This window comes from Pseudoalteromonas sp. 2CM32C (genome assembly GCF_023161925.1).
GTDB lineage: Bacteria > Pseudomonadota > Gammaproteobacteria > Enterobacterales > Alteromonadaceae > Pseudoalteromonas > Pseudoalteromonas marina.
In genome coordinates this window covers 249,555-267,610 of the sequence record NZ_JALNTI010000006.1, presented here as the reverse complement: position 1 = coordinate 267,610, position 18,056 = coordinate 249,555, and the positions used below count along the sequence as shown (strand labels likewise).

Here is an 18,056-nt window from a genome sequence, read left to right as displayed (position 1 = left end):
GATTTGAACCCTAGATAGGCTACAAACCTATGCCGGTTTTCAAGACCGGTGCATTCGACCACTCTGCCATCTCTCCGCACGGCCTGCATAATAGGGAAACCCGTTGGCTTTGTGAAGCTTTTTTTTAAAAAAATTGCTTAAGTGCTTAAAAAACAATTAATTTGTTCAAAGATAAAACAAAAACTTTCTTTTTGGTGGTTAAATGAACTTTAATTAAAAAATTAATGTCTATTGATCCACAAAGGTTTGCCCAAACATATAAGAGTTGGTAATCTAATTTTAGTTAAATTATCGAAACACACGTTTCACTTAAAGGAGCTCTACAATGGCGTTTAATCAATCGTACAATACCGCTAAACCGGTAATGTCTACCATTGAAACAAACAAGGTACTTAAAAACACCTACTTTTTACTTGCGATGACACTTGCATTTAGTGCAGTGACTGCCGGTATCTCAATGGCACTACAATTACCTTACTTTATGGGAATTGTGTTCACACTGGTTTCGTTTGGTTTATTATTTGTTGTAAACAAAAAAGCTGACACCGCATCGGGTGTATTTTGGGTATTTGCTTTCACAGGTTTAATGGGGGCTGGTTTAGGTCCAATGTTAAACCATTACGCTGCCATGCCTAATGGCCCAATGCTTATAATGCAAGCTCTTGGTTCAACAGCACTTATTTTCTTTGGTCTATCTGCATATGCGCTCAACACCAAAAAAGACTTCTCTTTTATGGGCGGCTTTTTAACGGTTGGCCTAATTGTGGTTATTGTTGCAAGCATTGTTAACATATTCATCGGTAGTTCTTTAATGTTTATGGTGCTTAACGCTGCGGTTGTATTAATTATGTCTGGCTTAATTTTATTTGATACAAGCCGCATTATTAACGGCGGAGAAACTAACTACATTCGCGCTACAGTATCTTTATACCTAAATGTGTACAATCTATTTACTTCACTACTGCACCTACTTGGCGCAAGTGATGACTAATTAAATAGTTCTGTTAAAATAGCCCCTTTATTGGGGCTTTTTTATTGGAATTGTTTTGGCACGATTTGTTCTTTCATTACACACACCACCATCAGATCACGACACCAGCCAACGCATAATTAAGTTTGCTAATGCGTGTTTATCTCAAGGGCACACCATAGACGCAATATTTTTGTATCAGCAAGGCGTTTATCATGCATCAACACATTTTGACTTAGCCTCTGACGAGCTTCAAATTAGCGCATTATGGCAGGCGCTATCAAGTCAAAATGTTAATCTTATGCTGTGTGTAACCGCGGCAGAAAAAAGAGGCTTAGATACGTCAAACACAGGCGTATTTTCTGTTGCAGGTTTAGCTGAATTCGCAATGCTTGTAAGCGACGCTGATAAATGGGTGCAATTTAAATGATTAATGTATTAGTAATGAGTCAAAGTAGCCCATTTGATGATCTTAACCTGCGAGATGCCCTCGATATGACGTTAATATTTGCAGCTGTCGATCAAAACATAAGCTGGTTATTTAGTGGCCCCGCCGTTTTAGCATTAAAAAAGAATCAAACCCCTTCCACCATAGGTATTAAAGATTTTTTTAAAAACATAAAAACGCTAGAAGTTTATGACGTAGAAAACATCTATGTATGTGAAAAATCGCTCCTTGATTATGGCCTAAGTAAAACTGATTTACTCATAGACGCGCACGCGGTTACATTTGGTGAACAACAAACACTTATCAAAAAACAACATCACGTGGTGACCTTATGAGCACACTACATATTTTTTCAAAACCATTAAATTACTATTCTGCTAACCAGCTAGAAAACTTAATTTGTGCTGATGACCGTATATTGCTTTTAGGTGACGCATGCTTTGCTAATAAACAATTTAAACAATTTTCAGACACCCTCTTGGTACTTGAAGAGGACGCACTCGTTCGTGCAATTAAGCTATCAAATAACGACACTGCCATTAGCTATGACGAGTTTGTGGCTCTTACTTTAACCTCTACGCAATTAATTACTTGGTAACCCATGCTTGAATTTAACCAACAAACAATAGACACAGATAAGCAAGGTTATTTACTCGACCATACACAATGGTCTAAGCAACTAGCCCCCATTATTGCAGAGCAAGAAAACATATCGCTTAGCGAACAACACTGGGAAGTGATTAACTTCGTCCGCGAATTTTATCTTGAATACAACACAAGTCCAGCCATCCGCATGCTAGTAAAAGCCATGGCCAAAGCACTCGGAGAAGATAAAGGTAATAGTATTTACCTTTATAAATTGTTTCCAAAAGGCCCAGCTAAACAAGCCACAAAAATTGCTGGATTACCAAAACCAGCAAGGTGTATTTAATGAGAAGTAAATCGAGTAACAAGCAACCCCCCGCTTCCTCAACCAAGCGTAATACGGGTCGCACGTATTCTAGAAGTGCAATTAAAAAGCCTACAAACAAAAGAGAAATAAAACCTCAAATAGACGCTAAAGACAAAAAAATTGTACTTTTTAACAAGCCATTTGATGTGCTTTGTCAATTTACAGACGATGCAGACAGAAAGACGCTAGCTGAATTTATTCCTATCAAAGATGTATATGCTGCAGGACGGTTAGACCGCGATAGCGAAGGTTTATTGCTGCTCACAAACTGCGGGAAACTACAAAATACATTAACAGCACCTAATAAAAAAACCAATAAAACGTACTGGGTTCAAGTAGAAGGTGAGCCTTCGACTGAGTCAATACAAGCTTTGTGTAAAGGCGTTGAGCTTAAAGATGGGCTCACACTGCCTGCTAATGTAAAAATGATAGAAGAGCCTAACATTTGGCAACGTACTCCCCCTGTACGTGAACGAAAGTCGATACCTACCACATGGCTCAGTATTACCATTAATGAAGGTAAAAATAGACAAGTTCGCCGAATGACAGCTCATATTGGTCACCCTACTCTTAGACTAATTCGTTACAGCATAGGTAATTACACTTTAGACGACATTAATAATGGTGAATATAAAATCATTAAGGGTAGCGTTAATGCATAAACCAAATGTAACAGTAGCCGCAATAGTTAAAAATCATAACGAATACTTATTAGTAAAAGAGCGCGATAAACTTACTAATCAAATTTGTTACAATCAACCGGCTGGTCATTTAGAAAAGAACGAAACACTAGCTCAAGCAGCAAGCCGCGAATTATATGAAGAAACAGGTTTATCGCTCACCCCTACAGGCTTTTTAGGTGTGTATAACTTGTACGCTGACAACGGCGTTCATTACCTAAGGTTTTGTTTTTTATTTGATGCTAGTGGCACCAACCAACAACTCAACCCTATTGATGATGATATTATAAGTGCCCATTGGTTTAACCTAGAGAAAGTTAAATCTTTACCACTGCGAAGTCCGCTCGTTCAAAAGTGCATTGATGACGCGGTGACGCGTCCGCTATTAAGCCTAGATACTATTTACAACTAATAAAAAATTAATCTAGCTTTTGGAGTGCAATGCAATACAGTTTCTGCCTTGCTCTTTTGCATAATACAGTGCGTTGTCGGCTCCTTTAACAAAGCTTACCTTATCGTCTTGGGAACTAGCCGTTGAGTTAACGCCCATGCTCACTGACAAAAAGCCACTGTAGGTATCCTCATGCACAATTGCTAAAGCTTCAACGGCCTTTTGTATTTGCTCAGCAATAAATAATGCACCTTCCTTATCAGTATCAGGGAGCAATACAACAAACTCTTCACCACCATATCTGGCAACAAAGTCTTCAGGACGATTTACTGTCGATGCAATAGTTTGAGCCACTTCATATAAGCAAGAATCCCCAGCCAAATGTCCGTAACGGTCGTTAAACTGTTTAAAAAAATCAACATCAATAATTATTAACGATATTGCCCCTTCACACTCCTTAGCTTTATCAAATTCATGAGCAAGTTTTTCATCAAATCGACGTCTGTTGGCAATTTTGGTTAATGAGTCCAAAAACGCCATATCCCTTAAAATATCCTCAGCCTCTATTCGCTCGGTTGCATCTTTAAATACGGCTAAAAATTCTTCGCCTATTTTTATGCCCGATACCTCCATAACCACTTGAGTGCCATCACTACGTGCAACTGTGTAGTTATTGGCAGGTATATCGTCATTACTACTTTTCGCTTTTTTCAAAGCTTCAGACCATAAATTTTGAGCTTGCACTCTATAGTGCGGATCTGGGTAGGCCTTTTTCCACCATGCATGTAGGTTAGGCACATCCTCAACAGTATAACCAAACACATCTACAAAACGTTGGTTTACCCTAAGAATATCACCGGTTTTGCTACACACATTACACACTGGGATAGGGAGCACTGAAAATAATTTAGCATAGTGACTTATCTCATGTTTTCGCATTGGGTTTAAGGTACTGCGTGATAAAAAGCTCATCGGCATTTCTTTACTTTCAGCGCTCAATTGTTCATGCATTTGTAAAGCAAAATACCATTCTAGCCACCAGTGTTCTAATTTATCTAAAAGCTTCATTTCGAGGCTAAGCACTTCTGTAGTGTTTTTAATTAAATTAAACAAATCACAGATTTGGTGATGGGATTGCGCTTGCTGAGCATGCTTGAGTTTTATTAGTTCATAAAAAAGATGGTAGGCTGACTTTTTTAATTCTTGCAGGTTTATGATTAAAAGCTTATTTGAGATGAGATTTACTTGGTGTTTGTTTTGTTCTACAAACGATCTAATTTTATTAATTTTGTATGCGTGATTCATATATTCATTCCATTGATTATATTTTACAGCTTATTGAATGGGCTAACCCATCAAACTTTATTATTAATGAGTGTATATATACTCTAATCACTTTTAAAGAACTTATTATTAATTTTTAACATATGGCTCGTATTTTGTTCTGTACGTTAAGCGTAGAATTAGAATCAACTTTTATCAAAAAAATGTTATGTAAGCGCCTTAGGTATCTTAGCTATTTATTATATTAATAAATTACTCACTAATTGTAAGGTTTGCCTTGTTAGTCTCTTTAAGCGCAAACAAAATACATGCTATAATCGCGGCCTTTCCAAGTTAACAGTAATCTGTATAAGCGAAATTATTCATGAGCGAAAATAGTCACATTAAAGTCATCGTTGGCATGTCCGGCGGTGTTGATTCTTCAGTATCTGCATATTTGTTACAACAACAGGGCTACCAAGTAGAAGGCCTGTTTATGAAGAACTGGGAAGAAGACGACAATGACGAGTACTGTGCCGCTGCAGAAGACCTAAAAGATGCGCAAGCCGTGTGTGACAAGTTAGGTATCGAACTTCATACTGTTAACTTTGCAGCTGAATATTGGGATAACGTATTTGAATACTTTTTAGAAGAGTACAAAGCAGGCCGCACGCCTAACCCCGATATTATGTGTAATAAGGAAATCAAATTTAAAGCCTTCCTAGAATTTGCTGCACAAGCACTCGGAGCTGACTTTATTGCGACAGGCCATTATGTGCGTCGTGAGCTTCGGGACGACAAATATGTAATGTGCCGTGGTTTAGATAACAACAAAGACCAGAGTTACTTTTTATACACTTTAAGTCATGAACACATTGCTCAAACGCTATTCCCTGTGGGCGATATCGCCAAGCCAGAAGTGCGCCGTATTGCTGAAGAGCAAGATTTAATTACACATGACAAAAAAGACAGCACTGGCATTTGTTTTATTGGTGAACGTAAGTTTAAAGACTTTTTACAAAAGTTTTTACCTGCCCAACCAGGTGTTATAGAAGACACTGATGGTAATAACGTTGGCGAGCACGAAGGCTTAATGTACCACACACTTGGCCAACGAAAAGGCTTATTAATTGGGGGTATGAAAGAAGGCTCAGGCGAACCTTGGTACGTTGTAGACAAAGATGTCGAGCGTAACGTACTTATTGTTGGCCAGGGTAAAGACCACCCTCGCCTATATAGTAATGGTTTAAATGCTAACCAACTTCACTGGGTAGACCGTGTAGGTCCAAAAGGAACAACGCGTTGCACAGTTAAAACACGTTACCGTCAAGAAGATATAAACTGTACTTTGCTTGTTGGTGATGACGGTATGGCCCGTGTATTATTTGATGAACCTCAAAAAGCGGTTACACCAGGTCAGTCTGCAGTATTTTATGCGCAAGAAGTTTGTTTAGGCGGCGGTATTATTGACTCGGTGATCAAGTAATGAATGAACACCAAGTTATGGCGCTTGCCGCTATGTGCCAAGCCGCTAAACAAGTACAAAAAATAGCGCAATACGGCAGTAATAATGAACACGATTTAGACATATTACTTTCTAGTATTGTACAAACATCGCCAGCATCACCCGAAGATGTATATCAAGGCACTCACAATTTACGAGATGGCTACAAAACGTTGATGGAACAGCTATCAGCGGGCGCTCAGAAAGACGTTGAGATTGTAAAATATGTGGGTGGCTTAATGCAGCTTGAGCGAGCACTTAGCGCAAACGACAAAAGCTTAAACGAATTAGGTAAACGTATTGATGATATTCATCGTCGTTTAGACCATTTTGCTATAACCGATGACACCGTTGTTGCCGGTTTGGCAGATATATACTCGTCGGTGCTAAGCCCCCTTGGGCACCGAATACAGGTTTATGGTAAACCCGAGTTATTAAAACAGCAACTCACTCAAAATAAAATCCGCGCATTACTACTTGCCGGCATCAGAAGTGCAGTATTGTGGCGACAAATGGGCGGTAAACGCCGTCATTTTTTCTTTGCAAAAAGAAAAATAATCGCCATTGCTAAAGCAAAAATTTAATTATCGTTCAAACAAAAATTTAGGAGTTATTATGGAGCTTTCAGCGTTAACGGCTATCTCGCCAGTTGATGGTCGCTACGGCAGCAAAACCACTGAACTACGCAGTATTTTCAGCGAATTTGGATTAATTAAATACCGTGTAATTGTTGAAGTGCGTTGGTTGCAAGCGTTAGCTGCAGCAAGCGACATTAAAGAAGTGCCCGCATTTAGCGACCAGGCAAATGCACTTTTAAACGCTATTGTTGATAACTTCAGTGAAGCCGACGCGCAGCGCGTTAAGGATATTGAACGAACAACTAACCACGACGTTAAAGCTGTTGAATACCTTTTAAAGGAAAAAGTAGCTGATAACGCAGAGCTACATGCTATTAACGAATTTATTCACTTTGCATGTACCTCAGAAGACATTAACAACCTATCACATGGTTTAATGTTAACTGAAGCACGTGACAGCGTATTACTGCCATACTGTGACCAATTACTCAACGCCATCAAAGAAAAAGCTATTGAGTATAAAGCAGTGCCAATGATGACTCGTACGCACGGACAACCTGCTACACCATCAACTATGGGTAAAGAGTTTGCAAACGTATACATGCGTTTAAAGCGTCAACGCGATCAAATTGCGCAAGTAGAAATGCTTGGTAAAGTAAATGGCGCTGTTGGTAACTATAATGCTCACCTTAGCGCTTATCCAGATTACGACTGGCATACTCATGCAGATAAGTTTGTATCGAGCCTAGGTTTAACATTGAACCCGTTTACCACACAAATTGAACCACATGATTACATTGCAGAATTATTTGATGCAATTGCACGTTTTAATACTATTTTGCTTGATTTTGACCGTGATGTTTGGGGTTACATTGCCCTTAACCACTTTAAGCAAAAAACCATTGCTGGCGAAATTGGCTCATCAACTATGCCACATAAAGTTAACCCTATTGATTTTGAAAACTCAGAAGGTAACTTAGGTTTAGCAAATGCAATTTTTGCACACCTTGCACAAAAACTGCCTGTATCTCGCTGGCAGCGTGATCTTACTGATTCGACAGTGCTACGTAACCTTGGTGTGGGTATGGGTTATGCGCTTATTGCATATCAATCAACGCTTAAAGGTGTTAGCAAGCTTGAAGTTAACGAACCACGTTTACTTGAAGAGCTAGACCAAAACTGGGAATTGCTCGCTGAGCCTATTCAAACAGTTATGCGTAAATACGGCATTGAAAAGCCATACGAAAAACTTAAAGATTTAACCCGTGGAAAGCGCGTAAATCAAGAAATAATGGCTGACTTCATCGATGGTTTAGATCTTCCTGAAGTTGCTAAAGTAGAAATGAAAAAACTAACACCGGCTAATTACATTGGCCGTGCGGTTGAATTTATTGATGATTTAGTTTAACTATTAATCACCACTATCAAAAAGCGAAAGGGTTATCCTTTCGCTTTTTTTGTATTAAATGCAAGGTAAGTACCGGCAGGCAAACGTATGTATCAATTAAAAATAAACGATTTATCTGAACAAGAATTTTTAACCCACTTTTGGCAAAAAAAACCTCTTTTGATCAAACAAGGGTTTAGTCACTTTGAAGATCCACTTGATGCAAACGAACTTGCTGGCTTAGCAATGGAAGACGCTATTGAATCGCGTATTGTTACAAATCACAATAACGACTGGCAAACCCATCAAGGGCCATTCGAGGACTTTGATTTACTCACAGAGGAAAATTCAACGTTATTAGTGCAAGCAGTCGACCACTGGCATCCAGAGGCAGCCCAGCTGCTAGAACCGTTCAGATTTATCCCTAACTGGCGCATTGATGATTTAATGATCAGCTTTTCCACCCCTAATGGTGGTGTTGGCCCACATTTAGATCAATACGATGTTTTCATTATTCAAGGTGAAGGAAAGCGTCATTGGCGAGTTGGCCTACCCGACCCAACCCTTAAGCAATTTGCTCAAAATAAAAAATTATTGCAAGTTGAAGCCTTTGAAGCAGTCATAGACTGCATTTTAGAGCCCGGTGATATTTTATATATTCCACCAGGCTGCCCGCATGAAGGCTACGCGGTTGAAAATGCACTTAATTACTCTGTTGGATTTAGAGCACCAAATCAGCAAGATTTACTATCAAGCTTTGCCGATCATGTTATTGATACTGAAAGCGGTCAAAAACGCTACACAGACCACAACTTAGTTACAAGAGCCTCAAAAGGTGAGCTTACAAATAATGAAGCTGAAAAGGTTAAGCATCTTATCGCCTCAATGCTAGAAGATGATGGTCTATTCAAGCAATGGCTTGGCAAAACCTTAAGCCAACCCAAACATGAAATGGACTTGGCACCAGTAGAACCTGCTTTTACCCAAGATCAAATAGCAAACGAATTGGCAGAGCCAGATACTATTTTTGAACGTGTAGGTGGAACACGAGCAATTTATCAGCTGTGTGAAAATGAGCTTTTAGTAAGTATTAATGGTGACAATTTCACTCTTCCTATCGGGGACATAGCAGCAGTAAAATTACTAACGGACGAAACCGAGTTTAATACTAATGAATTAGCTAACGCTCAAAATAGTCTAGTTTTTGTTCAAATGTTTACTATACTTGTTAATGAAGGCATTTGGTTTAACGCAAACCAAGAGTAACAAGTAGGAGGCAATTGTGGGTTATCGTATAAACAAAGTTGAATGGGATCGACAAAAAAATGAGTTACAACAAATAAGGGAGCGTGTATTTGTTTACGAATTACATATCCCTAAACGAGTTGAATTCGATAACCTCGATAAATTAGCTTTGCATGTGCTTGTTACAGACGACAGCTTTTGTCCCGTCGCAACAGCCCGCCTGTGTAATGACGGCTTAATTGGACGCTTAGCTGTACTGCCTGATCACAGAAACCGAAATGTTTACTGCTCGTTACTTAATTATATTTTTGACATAGCAGTAGAACAAGGTATTGAATCAATTAGCGTTAATTGTGTTCTACACGAAGTTGAACGATTTAAACGTAACGGCTTTATAAAACAGGGTAATGTGTTTATGGAGGCAGGTATACCTAGGCAAAGAATGAAATGCCCGGTTAGGTGTGCTGATACAACACCTTTCACACTAGTTCATTAATTAAATTGTAAGGGTAATCAAAGCTTGATTACCCTTTTTGGATTATTTTGGTTCGTGAGCCCACAGTTTATCGTTATCGTATAACTCGTAAAGGCCATGTGCTCTTTTCACTAATAGGTTAGCAAAGTCTGCCTGTGTTTTATCTCGTGCGCCCGCACTCATTATCTGGTCTGCTTTTAACTGCCATTGCAATGAAAAATAACGCATAGCATCACGCGCATCTGACGCTGCACCCACTTCAGCATGGTCTGTTGGTAATTGCCCTGTAACAACCCAATACGTTTTTCCGTTTTGCGCTTTAAATTTCCACATGGCGCAAATAGGGGCTAAAAATCTGCTGTCTTGCTCAACTACTGATTTAGGCATAATGCCTTTTTCTGCTAAATACTTTTGTGCTGTTTGAAAACATCCACGTTGCCATGCAACACGTTGTTGCTCAGCTAGTGCTTGCTCTTCAGGTGTTAATTGTTTTTGTTGTTGTTCCATTGTAATGACCTTATTACTTCTTTTTAAACACTGTAAGGTCTTAGTAAATAAGGTGCAAGCATAAAACAGGCTGCTTGCACTTTAAAAACTCTGACTGCTTTGTTTTTATACAAATTGCTATTTTATATTATGGTCAAACGAACCAACATCCCCAGGGAACACAACGGGCGACTCAAAACCATCATGACTAACAGATGAAATACCAAAGTAATAATTGTCTATTACTACATTCTCAAGTGTGAAATCAGCAACATTACCCACGTATTTACTAAACTGCCATTGCGGCTCGCTTGTGTAACGCCAATATATTTTATAACCGGCAATTGTGTCATCGTTACTTTTTTGCCACGAAAACGAAGTACTAGCCTTTACTGCGCCAGTAATTTTAACGTCTTTAGGAGGGGCTGGAGCCCAAGCCATAGATGCCATAGTTACCGCATTGAGTGACGTTAGTTTAGCTGCATAATCAAAATCAACCCCGTCAATCGTATCGCCATATGCAATGCCATTTTCTGTTCGTAGGTCTTGGTGTTGACGATCATAATGCTCGTTTGTTTCCATTATGCGCACTGCTGCAAACCCAGCATCGTTAAATGGACGATGGTGCCCGCCTCGTGCAAACCTGTCTAGCCTGTAAACAAGCATTGTATCAAGGTTGGGGATGTACCTATCTGCAACAGTATCAATATAACGGGCTAAATTTCTACTTGCAGAGTCAACCTCACCACCCGTAAATCGACGAGTACGAGCCTGTGCTTTTGTTTCAACAACACGTGTACCTTCTGAAAAAATACGTGCGGTTGTGTTGTCAGTCACTCCATTTATACCGGTAATATTGCCAATCATGTCATTATTTAAAACACCATGTACTTGCCAGTTATTCTTTTGAGCATGCGCGGTTAAAATTTTACCACCAAATAACCCCTGCTCTTCCCCTGATAACGCAGCGTAAACCACAGAGCCATTAAATTTATATTTACTCAGTACGCGTGCCGCTTCAATAACACCAGCGACACCCGATGCATTATCATTAGCGCCAGGAGAGTCACTAGTAAAATCCATTACATCGCTTACACGTGAGTCTATATCACCCGACATCATTACCATTCTATTTGGTTCAGTACTGCCGCGCTGAATAGCAACAATATTTACCACCTCAACAGGATCAGGTATGCGTTTTTCGCCTGAAATAGTGTCTGATACCTCAATAATCTCTAGGCAACCACCACATTGTGCGGATATTTTTTCAAACTCAGCTTTAATCCAACGTCGAGCAGCACCAATACCTCGAGTGTCAGATTTAGTCTCTGAAAGTGTATGGCGTGTACCAAAGTCCACCAGCGTTTGAATATCGCTGCCAATTCGCTCTGCTGACACACTTGCCGCAATATCATGCAGATTTTGTTGATCTTTATATTGCATATCAGCCGCAATAACGCCACTTGATGCTGAGCAAGCAAACGCAAGCATGCTTAGCTTTAATAATTTAATTGATGGTTTAAGCATTTATGTAGCTCCTTATTTATATTGGTTTACAATTACCTATGTATTTGTATATCGCAATTAATTTGAGGTAGATACGAAAATAAGCACGCTAAAGCGCAGAAAAGAAGAGTACTAATTCGAGTTCAATATAAAAATAGTTACCAAAGCTATAAAGTAAGGTAGCAGACCAAATATCCAAAGTTTTAACCCAAGCGTGTAATGCCTAAGCACTGTTGTATTCAACCTTGCACGAACTCTGCTTTTATATTCCACAGCGTTACCCAACGCTAAATGCATACCCCCTAAAATTAACGCTAAATAAAGTGTACTGAACACGATTAAATTATTTCTAACGGAATCAGTAAGTAATTTTACATAATCAAAACAAAAGAAAAGAGCAAATAAACCAATATAAATAGATAGCACCATACCGATTAGGACACTCGCCTTGTGCCCCGTGTGCGTATTATTTGGGTCAACTTTTTTCAACCATTGAGCACACACAAAATGTACAGCGCAAATAAACGATCTCATTTTCTACCCTTGAATTAATGAGTAAGTTGGATATTGTTATAACCTATAAAACGGTCATGTAACCCCACACTTAGTAACACCCCAGCAGAAAACATAAATAAAAGTATAAACACCACACAATTAACGGCTGTACTTGTTTGCACGCTAGTAGAAAAAAGATGTAAACATAAAGCCAAAACAACAGTGAATATTGCAAAGTTGTTGAATACAAAATAGCTGGGTATTTCAAATGCCCACAACGACGTTTCATTTATAAATTGCCTGTAACCATAAAATACAAAGGCAATAGCACCAACTAAAGCAACGGTGAAAGTAATTAGCGTGATCTCTAATGCCATATTTTTATAAATAAGCAAATAACCGAGTCGAATTGAGTAAATAAAAATAGCGAGCCAAATTAACAGCACAGGGCCTAAAATTAATCCCATTTTTCTCTCCTTGAAAATCTTAAATGATTTAATTTAAACCAAAATACTACACGGTAAAGCAAATCAATAAACTTATAACCAAATAACTTAAGTAAACTTTTTATTTTCGTGCCAAACTAAGAAACTTAGACTCTGGATAATAGAGCGATCCAAGCACCTATTGCCGGTAAATTCGCCTTGTTTTTATTAAAAGTCCCAGACTAGTAAAATTTAATTATCATCATGATTTAACACGTTAGTAAATCACTTAATCAGAGTTCCGTTTAAGTAGTCAATTTAAAAAGTAAGAGTATGCGCCAGTTAAAAAATGAAACGTTAAAATGTAACCTTGTACAATTTAAGCAAACCACGCTAGGTCCTATCTATGTTTATGAAAACGCGCAATACCGTTGGTTAACACTTGACGAAAAATGTGAACAAGATGCTGTTATTCAGGGCGTAATGAGTAAAAGCAACGCAGAGCAAGTTTTGGTACCTGTAAATCAAAGCATGCTGCTGTTTTTATTAAAACCGGTAACCAATCTTAAAATGCTCAATTTAGGGTTGGGAACCGCGGGCGTAGAGCGAGTTATCTATTATCTATTCAATAAAACAAAATTTTTAAATACTCTACACACCTTTAACACCGTTGAAATTACCCCTGATGTGGTTGAAATTGCACAAACACATTTTTATTTGCCAAAACCACACTCTGTATTTTTACAGTCAGCAGAGCAATTTATTCAGCAATGTAAAATTAAATACGATGTGATCACCATCGACATATTCAGTGGAGAGTACCACCAGCCATTTTTAAACAGCGCTCTTTTTTGGCAAAACGTGACGCGCTGTTGCAATTCAAGCAGTCAAATAACACTCAACTTAAACCCTAAAACAGGTCAAGAGTTACAGCTGTTGTTGGCCTTGTTAAGAAAGTACTTTAAAGCAATCGCACTTGTTGAATTTAATGAGTATAAAAACATTGTTATTGTTTTAAGCCCTAGCTCACTAAAACACATTAGCGTCGACAATATTCAAGATTCTGACGTTTTTAAACATCTTGCTCCCAATTTATATCAAGATATTAATCATATTTACCACATTGAATCTTTTTAATTAACGACCGGGTTCATGCTTTTCATAGCAAGGCAAACTGGTTTCTAACTGTTCCCAATTCGCTTTTGATGTAACAAAATTATGAGATATAGGTTTTTCTGCAATATCTGAATCCAGTAAACCTAATCGAATACGAAAACGGCTTTTATCACTGGTATTTTCGCTATAAATAGGCGAACCACAGCAGGCACAAAAATACCGTGTTCTACCGGGTTTAAACGAGTATCCACTTAATGAGTCTTGCCCTTGAGTGATTAAAAACTCATCAGCGTTTACAAAACCATTTGTAGCAAATGCTGTTCCGCTATTTTTTCTACACAAAGAACAGTGACAGTGAATAATACTGGTAATATTGCCTGTAATTTTCACATTTACTTTTCCACACAAACAAGAGCCTAAATACATAACACTTCCTTATTAATTTCAAAAATAAGCACAGGCGTATGTTAACTATAAAGTTATTTGAAATGAATAAGTTTTAGTTATTTACAGGGCGCGACTACAAAATTTATATAGCTTTTGCTTAAACTTAAGCGCGTTAAATTATTTTGGTTTACAATAAATCAGTTATTGGTTATAAATAAACCGTAATTTGGTAATGTGCAATTTAAGTTATTCAACAATAAGTTATTACCAATAACAATTTATTCCTGTTTATGCTATCAATAACAATTAAATAAAGAGTAAACAATGCGCTATAAAAACGTTCTTCTGCCAATGTGGTTAATCACGTTAGTAGCATGCAGCCAAAATCACCAACACCCTTCCACAAATCAATGGCTGTTAATCGATAATTTTGAAACGCAAACGCTAACATGGCAAAAAGCTGATACAGACAATCAAACCAATCCATACATAGCCAACCCACAAGTGACAAAAATTTCACGAGAGGCTGAATCCTCAAATCATTACTTATTAAAAAAACCAGCCGCCGAAGGCATTATTGGTAATCGAAAAGCACTGAGTTTTACTAAGCTACCAAAAGTAGTTGAAGTGGGAGAAACCTATACATTTTTTACGCGCATAAATGTAGAAGCGTTTCCTAACAATCACGCTTTTGGCTTAAGTAACTTACAACCCAATGAAATTAAAAAGCATGGTTACAATGCGTTTGAACCTACCTTACGTGTAACAGACAAAGCCGAGTCGAATGGATTTAAAAACGATGGCGCTTTAATGGTCAAAACAGATAAAGGTTACAGCAATATTCAAAACTACAACGCCGCCCAATCAGCAAAGCCCCTTAACACAAATCAATGGTACAGCATCTGGTATGTAGTGAATAACGCGCCGACAAAAATGCAAGGCCAACAATATAATGTGTATGTTCTAGGCGGTGAGTTTACAACGCAAACACTCGTGTATAAAAATGCAAAATTTAGAATGAAGCGTGAACAACCACTTATTTACTTTTTGGCAAATGCAAATACTGGGCCGGCTAAAAAGCCCTATGGTAACGGCGGTTTAAAATACGACGACTTATATATGAGCCGAGGCATCAACCTTTCAAACCCAGTTAGATAAAAAGCCTGTATAAGTAATAACTAACCTGAATTTTAGATATAAAATCTCTCAACTAAAGCTCATGTTAGTTAATACAAAACTGCATTTAAAAATACTTAAATGGTATGATACTTCACATTATTTGCTATTTAAGTTTTTAAAATGTATCGACTCTTTGAAAGAATGACCAACGCATTTCCTGAGGAAAAACCCACTCAGCCGCCTTCTACTTTATTTGCGTTTTGCCGCCATTACACTAAGGGTATGGAGCTCTCGTTAGTGCTTATGTCGATAAGTGCTGCGCTGTTAGCTATTTTAGAAGTATCGTTGTTTAGTTATATGGGCCAATTAGTTGATTGGCTAAGTACCCATACACCACAAACCCTATTTGTAGAGCAAAAAACTGAACTGATAAAAATGGCTGTTATGCTGTTAGTCGTTTTGCCTATTGTGGTGTTTTTTCACGCCGCTATTTTGCATCAAGCCTTATTGGGTAATTACCCTATGTCGATTCGCTGGTCAGCGCATCGGTATTTATTACGCCAAAGTGTAAGTTTTTACCAAAATGAATTTGCAGGGCGCATTGCTACCAAAGTAATGCAAACGTCTTTAGCTGTTCGCGAGGCGGTAATGAAACTGCTTGATGTACTTATGTACATAGTGGTTTATTTTGGCGCTATGGTGTTTTTAGTGGCTGAAGCTGACTGGCGCTTGATGATCCCTTTGCTTGTATGGCTTGCCTTGTATGCTTCAATACAGGTTTACTTTGTGCCTAAACTTAAAAAAATTGCCAGCTCACAAGCCGATGCGCGATCAGAAATGACGGGCCGTATTGTTGATAGCTACACTAACATTTCAACTATTAAACTTTTTTCGTACACACAACGCGAAGAGCAGTACGCCAAGCAAAGCATGGATGTATTTTTACAACCCGTATATAAACAAATGCGCTTAGTAACCAGCCTTAACTTTGCTATTAATACGCTTAACTATTTGTTGGTATTTAGTGTTGCCGCATTATCGCTTTATTTATGGTCAATGAGTGCAATTAGCGCTGGCGCTATAGCCGTTGCAGTTAGTTTATCGCTTAGGTTAAACGGTATGGCGCAGTGGATCATGTGGGAAATAAGCAGCCTGTTTGAAAATATTGGCACCGCAACCGATGGTATGAAAACATTATCAAACCCAATAAAAGTAGACGATAAACCAAACGCAAACACCCTTGAAGTAACTCAAGGCAGTATTGAGTTTAAAGATATACATTTTAATTATGGCAAAGCCGCCAACGAAACTAACCGTGGCCCGGTAATGAATGGGTTAAATCTTAATATTAAACCCGGTGAAAAAATAGGTTTAGTTGGCCGCTCTGGCGCGGGTAAATCAACGCTTGTTAACCTACTGCTGCGCTTTTACGATACCGACTCTGGGACAATTAAGATTGACGGGCAAAATATTACTGACGTAAGCCAAGAAAGTCTTCGCCGCTATATTGCTATGGTAACGCAAGACACTTCCCTGCTTCACCGCTCTGTTAAAGATAATATTTTATACGGTCGCCCCGATGCAACCGAAGCTGAAATGTTAAATGCAGCAAAACAGGCTAAAGCGCTCGATTTTATTAGCGATTTAGAAGACTCAAAAGGTAATAAAGGGTTTGATGCACAGGTTGGCGAACGTGGTGTAACTTTATCGGGCGGTCAACGCCAACGTATTGCCATTGCACGAGTGTTACTTAAAAATGCCCCTATTCTTATCTTAGACGAAGCGACCAGTGCACTTGATTCAGAAGTTGAAGCGGCTATTCAAGCAAGCCTTGATGATTTAATGACAGGAAAAACGGTTATCGCTATAGCGCATAGGCTGTCTACCATTGCACAAATGGATAGACTCATCGTGTTAGATAATGGTGGCGTCGTTGAGCAAGGCTCACACGATGAACTCATTGCACAAGGGGGCATATATGCAGGCCTTTGGGCTCATCAAACAGGTGGATTTATTGGGGTAGAATAACACTTAATACAAAAAACCGACGTAGTAGTACTAACACTAAAACGTCGGTTTTTATTTATTAAGCTACCAAACGAAAACCTATTAGTACCAACATCACAATGTTGGCAATAAAGCTAATTAAAAAGAAATACGTACGCGGGCTTGGGTTTTTCTCTGTTGCAATCACATAGTATAAAATCATGTGAATTAAACGCGCAACGACATACACCCACACACACATTGCAAAAATTGCGCTTTGGTAATTAATTACAAATGCAAATAACACCGTGCCTATAAATAATGCGCTATTTTCTAATGTATTTTGAAACGTACGGTGCGCTCTAAATATAAAGCTATCGTGCGATAAATCGTCGCTAATTTTACCCGGCACTGCACCGGGCTCCTTGGCCTTGCTAAAGGTCGCAACACCCCACTGCACCACCAGCATAATTAAGTAAAAGTAGAACCCTAAATAAGCAGATAAAGACACGTCATTCATTGTTAAATCCTTTATTTTAAAACTAAGTAATTAAAGCTGCATTACTTGTGCAAATTAAATACCAAATAAAAACTCTATCTATTCAGTAGCTTGCAATATGTTGGAAATTACTTTTGTAATAAC

21 protein-coding genes are annotated in these 18,056 nt (G+C 38.5%); 15 read left to right on the top strand and 6 right to left on the bottom strand.

Features of this window, described 5'->3' with window-relative positions; translation table 11 throughout:
• Positions 1-325: 325 nt before the first annotated feature.
• The 7 genes from MTF67_RS13210 to MTF67_RS13180 are packed head-to-tail and all read left to right on the top strand — an operon-like array spanning position 326 to position 3,462.
• The gene (locus MTF67_RS13210; protein ID WP_006792828.1) at positions 326-991 is read left to right on the top strand and encodes a Bax inhibitor-1/YccA family protein; all 666 of its coding nucleotides are present in this window, start codon (positions 326-328) and stop codon (positions 989-991) included.
• Between the two features lie 55 nt (positions 992-1,046).
• Positions 1,047-1,400, top strand: a complete 354-nt coding sequence (gene tusD, locus MTF67_RS13205) for a sulfurtransferase complex subunit TusD (protein ID WP_248519767.1) — start codon at positions 1,047-1,049, stop codon at positions 1,398-1,400.
• On the top strand, positions 1,397-1,753 hold the full coding sequence (locus MTF67_RS13200) for a DsrE family protein (protein ID WP_008127297.1): 357 nt from the start codon (positions 1,397-1,399) through the stop codon (positions 1,751-1,753). The genes tusD and MTF67_RS13200 overlap by 4 nt, the downstream gene beginning before the upstream one ends.
• Positions 1,750-2,016 carry a DsrH/TusB family sulfur metabolism protein gene (locus MTF67_RS13195; RefSeq protein WP_138740996.1) on the top strand — a complete coding sequence of 89 codons (267 nt, stop codon included), beginning with the start codon at positions 1,750-1,752 and terminating at the stop codon, positions 2,014-2,016. Before MTF67_RS13200 ends, MTF67_RS13195 begins: the two co-directional genes overlap by 4 nt.
• A 3-nt stretch (positions 2,017-2,019) precedes the next feature.
• Entirely contained in the window at positions 2,020-2,349 is a 330-nt protein-coding gene (locus tag MTF67_RS13190; RefSeq protein WP_006792832.1) for a TusE/DsrC/DsvC family sulfur relay protein, read from the top strand.
• On the top strand, positions 2,349-3,032 hold the full coding sequence (locus MTF67_RS13185) for a pseudouridine synthase (RefSeq protein WP_248519766.1): 684 nt from the start codon (positions 2,349-2,351) through the stop codon (positions 3,030-3,032). The genes MTF67_RS13190 and MTF67_RS13185 overlap by 1 nt, the downstream gene beginning before the upstream one ends.
• Positions 3,025-3,462, top strand: coding sequence for an NUDIX domain-containing protein (locus MTF67_RS13180; protein ID WP_248519765.1), 438 nt, complete (start codon positions 3,025-3,027; stop codon positions 3,460-3,462). The genes MTF67_RS13185 and MTF67_RS13180 overlap by 8 nt, the downstream gene beginning before the upstream one ends.
• A 12-nt stretch (positions 3,463-3,474) precedes the next feature.
• On the opposite strand, the gene MTF67_RS13175 is transcribed toward MTF67_RS13180, so the two are convergent.
• Positions 3,475-4,746 (bottom strand): sensor domain-containing diguanylate cyclase, encoded by a 1,272-nt coding sequence (locus MTF67_RS13175; protein WP_248519764.1) that lies wholly within the window; start codon positions 4,744-4,746, stop codon positions 3,475-3,477.
• 343 nt (positions 4,747-5,089) lie between these two features.
• Between MTF67_RS13175 and mnmA the strand changes: the two genes are divergently transcribed.
• The 5 genes from mnmA (at position 5,090) to MTF67_RS13150 (ending at position 9,914) form a co-directional block, all read left to right on the top strand.
• The gene (gene mnmA, locus MTF67_RS13170) at positions 5,090-6,190 is read left to right on the top strand and encodes a tRNA 2-thiouridine(34) synthase MnmA (RefSeq protein ID WP_008127289.1); all 1,101 of its coding nucleotides are present in this window, start codon (positions 5,090-5,092) and stop codon (positions 6,188-6,190) included.
• Positions 6,190-6,792, top strand: coding sequence for a high frequency lysogenization protein HflD (gene hflD / locus MTF67_RS13165; protein WP_006792838.1), 603 nt, complete (start codon positions 6,190-6,192; stop codon positions 6,790-6,792). Before mnmA ends, hflD begins: the two co-directional genes overlap by 1 nt.
• Before the next feature lie 31 nt (positions 6,793-6,823).
• Positions 6,824-8,194, top strand: coding sequence for an adenylosuccinate lyase (gene purB, locus MTF67_RS13160; protein ID WP_006792839.1), 1,371 nt, complete (start codon positions 6,824-6,826; stop codon positions 8,192-8,194).
• Positions 8,195-8,281: 87 nt separating this feature from the next.
• The gene (locus MTF67_RS13155; protein WP_248519763.1) at positions 8,282-9,439 is read left to right on the top strand and encodes a cupin domain-containing protein; all 1,158 of its coding nucleotides are present in this window, start codon (positions 8,282-8,284) and stop codon (positions 9,437-9,439) included.
• Between the two features lie 16 nt (positions 9,440-9,455).
• Positions 9,456-9,914, top strand: a complete 459-nt coding sequence (locus MTF67_RS13150) for a GNAT family N-acetyltransferase (protein WP_039037102.1) — start codon at positions 9,456-9,458, stop codon at positions 9,912-9,914.
• A gap of 42 nt (positions 9,915-9,956) precedes the next feature.
• Here MTF67_RS13150 and MTF67_RS13145 read toward each other — a convergent pair whose 3' ends face one another.
• From MTF67_RS13145 to MTF67_RS13135, 3 genes are all read right to left on the bottom strand, one after another.
• The gene (locus MTF67_RS13145) at positions 9,957-10,400 is read right to left on the bottom strand and encodes a DUF4826 family protein (RefSeq protein ID WP_006792842.1); all 444 of its coding nucleotides are present in this window, start codon (positions 10,398-10,400) and stop codon (positions 9,957-9,959) included.
• A 117-nt stretch (positions 10,401-10,517) separates the two neighbouring features.
• Positions 10,518-11,906, bottom strand: a complete 1,389-nt coding sequence (locus MTF67_RS13140) for a M28 family metallopeptidase (RefSeq protein WP_248519762.1) — start codon at positions 11,904-11,906, stop codon at positions 10,518-10,520.
• Between the two features lie 527 nt (positions 11,907-12,433).
• Complete coding sequence (locus tag MTF67_RS13135; RefSeq protein WP_248519761.1) at positions 12,434-12,847, bottom strand: hypothetical protein; 414 nt, start codon at positions 12,845-12,847, stop codon at positions 12,434-12,436.
• 291 nt (positions 12,848-13,138) lie between these two features.
• Here MTF67_RS13135 and MTF67_RS13130 point away from each other — a divergent pair, with 291 nt between their 5' ends.
• Positions 13,139-13,942 (top strand): hypothetical protein, encoded by an 804-nt coding sequence (locus tag MTF67_RS13130; protein WP_248519760.1) that lies wholly within the window; start codon positions 13,139-13,141, stop codon positions 13,940-13,942.
• Here the strand turns inward: MTF67_RS13130 and MTF67_RS13125 are convergent, their stop codons facing one another.
• On the bottom strand, positions 13,943-14,347 hold the full coding sequence (locus tag MTF67_RS13125; RefSeq protein ID WP_248519759.1) for a GFA family protein: 405 nt from the start codon (positions 14,345-14,347) through the stop codon (positions 13,943-13,945). It abuts the gene before it with no gap.
• A gap of 285 nt (positions 14,348-14,632) precedes the next feature.
• Between MTF67_RS13125 and MTF67_RS13120 the strand changes: the two genes are divergently transcribed.
• Both MTF67_RS13120 and MTF67_RS13115 read left to right on the top strand, forming a co-directional pair.
• On the top strand, positions 14,633-15,466 hold the full coding sequence (locus MTF67_RS13120; RefSeq protein WP_010556402.1) for a hypothetical protein: 834 nt from the start codon (positions 14,633-14,635) through the stop codon (positions 15,464-15,466).
• Between the two features lie 141 nt (positions 15,467-15,607).
• Entirely contained in the window at positions 15,608-17,455 is a 1,848-nt protein-coding gene (locus MTF67_RS13115) for an ABC transporter ATP-binding protein (protein WP_248519758.1), read from the top strand.
• Between the two features lie 58 nt (positions 17,456-17,513).
• Here MTF67_RS13115 and MTF67_RS13110 read toward each other — a convergent pair whose 3' ends face one another.
• Positions 17,514-17,933, bottom strand: a complete 420-nt coding sequence (locus tag MTF67_RS13110) for an MAPEG family protein (protein WP_243530687.1) — start codon at positions 17,931-17,933, stop codon at positions 17,514-17,516.
• Between the last annotated feature and the right edge of the window lie 123 nt (positions 17,934-18,056).

What these genes read in the sequence shown, in the direction of transcription:
- MTF67_RS13210 (WP_006792828.1), top strand. Translation starts at nt 326, where the DNA reads ATGGCGTTTAATCAATCGTACAATACCGCTAAACCGGTAATGTCTACC.
- MTF67_RS13200 (WP_008127297.1), top strand. Translation starts at nt 1,397, where the DNA reads ATGATTAATGTATTAGTAATGAGTCAAAGTAGCCCATTTGATGATCTT.
- MTF67_RS13195 (WP_138740996.1), top strand. Translation starts at nt 1,750, where the DNA reads ATGAGCACACTACATATTTTTTCAAAACCATTAAATTACTATTCTGCT.
- MTF67_RS13190 (WP_006792832.1), top strand. Translation starts at nt 2,020, where the DNA reads ATGCTTGAATTTAACCAACAAACAATAGACACAGATAAGCAAGGTTAT.
- MTF67_RS13185 (WP_248519766.1), top strand. Translation starts at nt 2,349, where the DNA reads ATGAGAAGTAAATCGAGTAACAAGCAACCCCCCGCTTCCTCAACCAAG.
- MTF67_RS13180 (WP_248519765.1), top strand. Translation starts at nt 3,025, where the DNA reads ATGCATAAACCAAATGTAACAGTAGCCGCAATAGTTAAAAATCATAAC.
- MTF67_RS13175 (WP_248519764.1), bottom strand. Translation starts at nt 4,746, where the DNA reads ATGAATCACGCATACAAAATTAATAAAATTAGATCGTTTGTAGAACAA.
- mnmA (WP_008127289.1), top strand. Translation starts at nt 5,090, where the DNA reads ATGAGCGAAAATAGTCACATTAAAGTCATCGTTGGCATGTCCGGCGGT.
- hflD (WP_006792838.1), top strand. Translation starts at nt 6,190, where the DNA reads ATGAATGAACACCAAGTTATGGCGCTTGCCGCTATGTGCCAAGCCGCT.
- purB (WP_006792839.1), top strand. Translation starts at nt 6,824, where the DNA reads ATGGAGCTTTCAGCGTTAACGGCTATCTCGCCAGTTGATGGTCGCTAC.
- MTF67_RS13155 (WP_248519763.1), top strand. Translation starts at nt 8,282, where the DNA reads ATGTATCAATTAAAAATAAACGATTTATCTGAACAAGAATTTTTAACC.
- MTF67_RS13145 (WP_006792842.1), bottom strand. Translation starts at nt 10,400, where the DNA reads ATGGAACAACAACAAAAACAATTAACACCTGAAGAGCAAGCACTAGCT.
- MTF67_RS13140 (WP_248519762.1), bottom strand. Translation starts at nt 11,906, where the DNA reads ATGCTTAAACCATCAATTAAATTATTAAAGCTAAGCATGCTTGCGTTT.
- MTF67_RS13135 (WP_248519761.1), bottom strand. Translation starts at nt 12,847, where the DNA reads ATGGGATTAATTTTAGGCCCTGTGCTGTTAATTTGGCTCGCTATTTTT.
- MTF67_RS13130 (WP_248519760.1), top strand. Translation starts at nt 13,139, where the DNA reads ATGCGCCAGTTAAAAAATGAAACGTTAAAATGTAACCTTGTACAATTT.
- MTF67_RS13125 (WP_248519759.1), bottom strand. Translation starts at nt 14,347, where the DNA reads ATGTATTTAGGCTCTTGTTTGTGTGGAAAAGTAAATGTGAAAATTACA.
- MTF67_RS13120 (WP_010556402.1), top strand. Translation starts at nt 14,633, where the DNA reads ATGCGCTATAAAAACGTTCTTCTGCCAATGTGGTTAATCACGTTAGTA.
- MTF67_RS13115 (WP_248519758.1), top strand. Translation starts at nt 15,608, where the DNA reads ATGTATCGACTCTTTGAAAGAATGACCAACGCATTTCCTGAGGAAAAA.
- MTF67_RS13110 (WP_243530687.1), bottom strand. Translation starts at nt 17,933, where the DNA reads ATGAATGACGTGTCTTTATCTGCTTATTTAGGGTTCTACTTTTACTTA.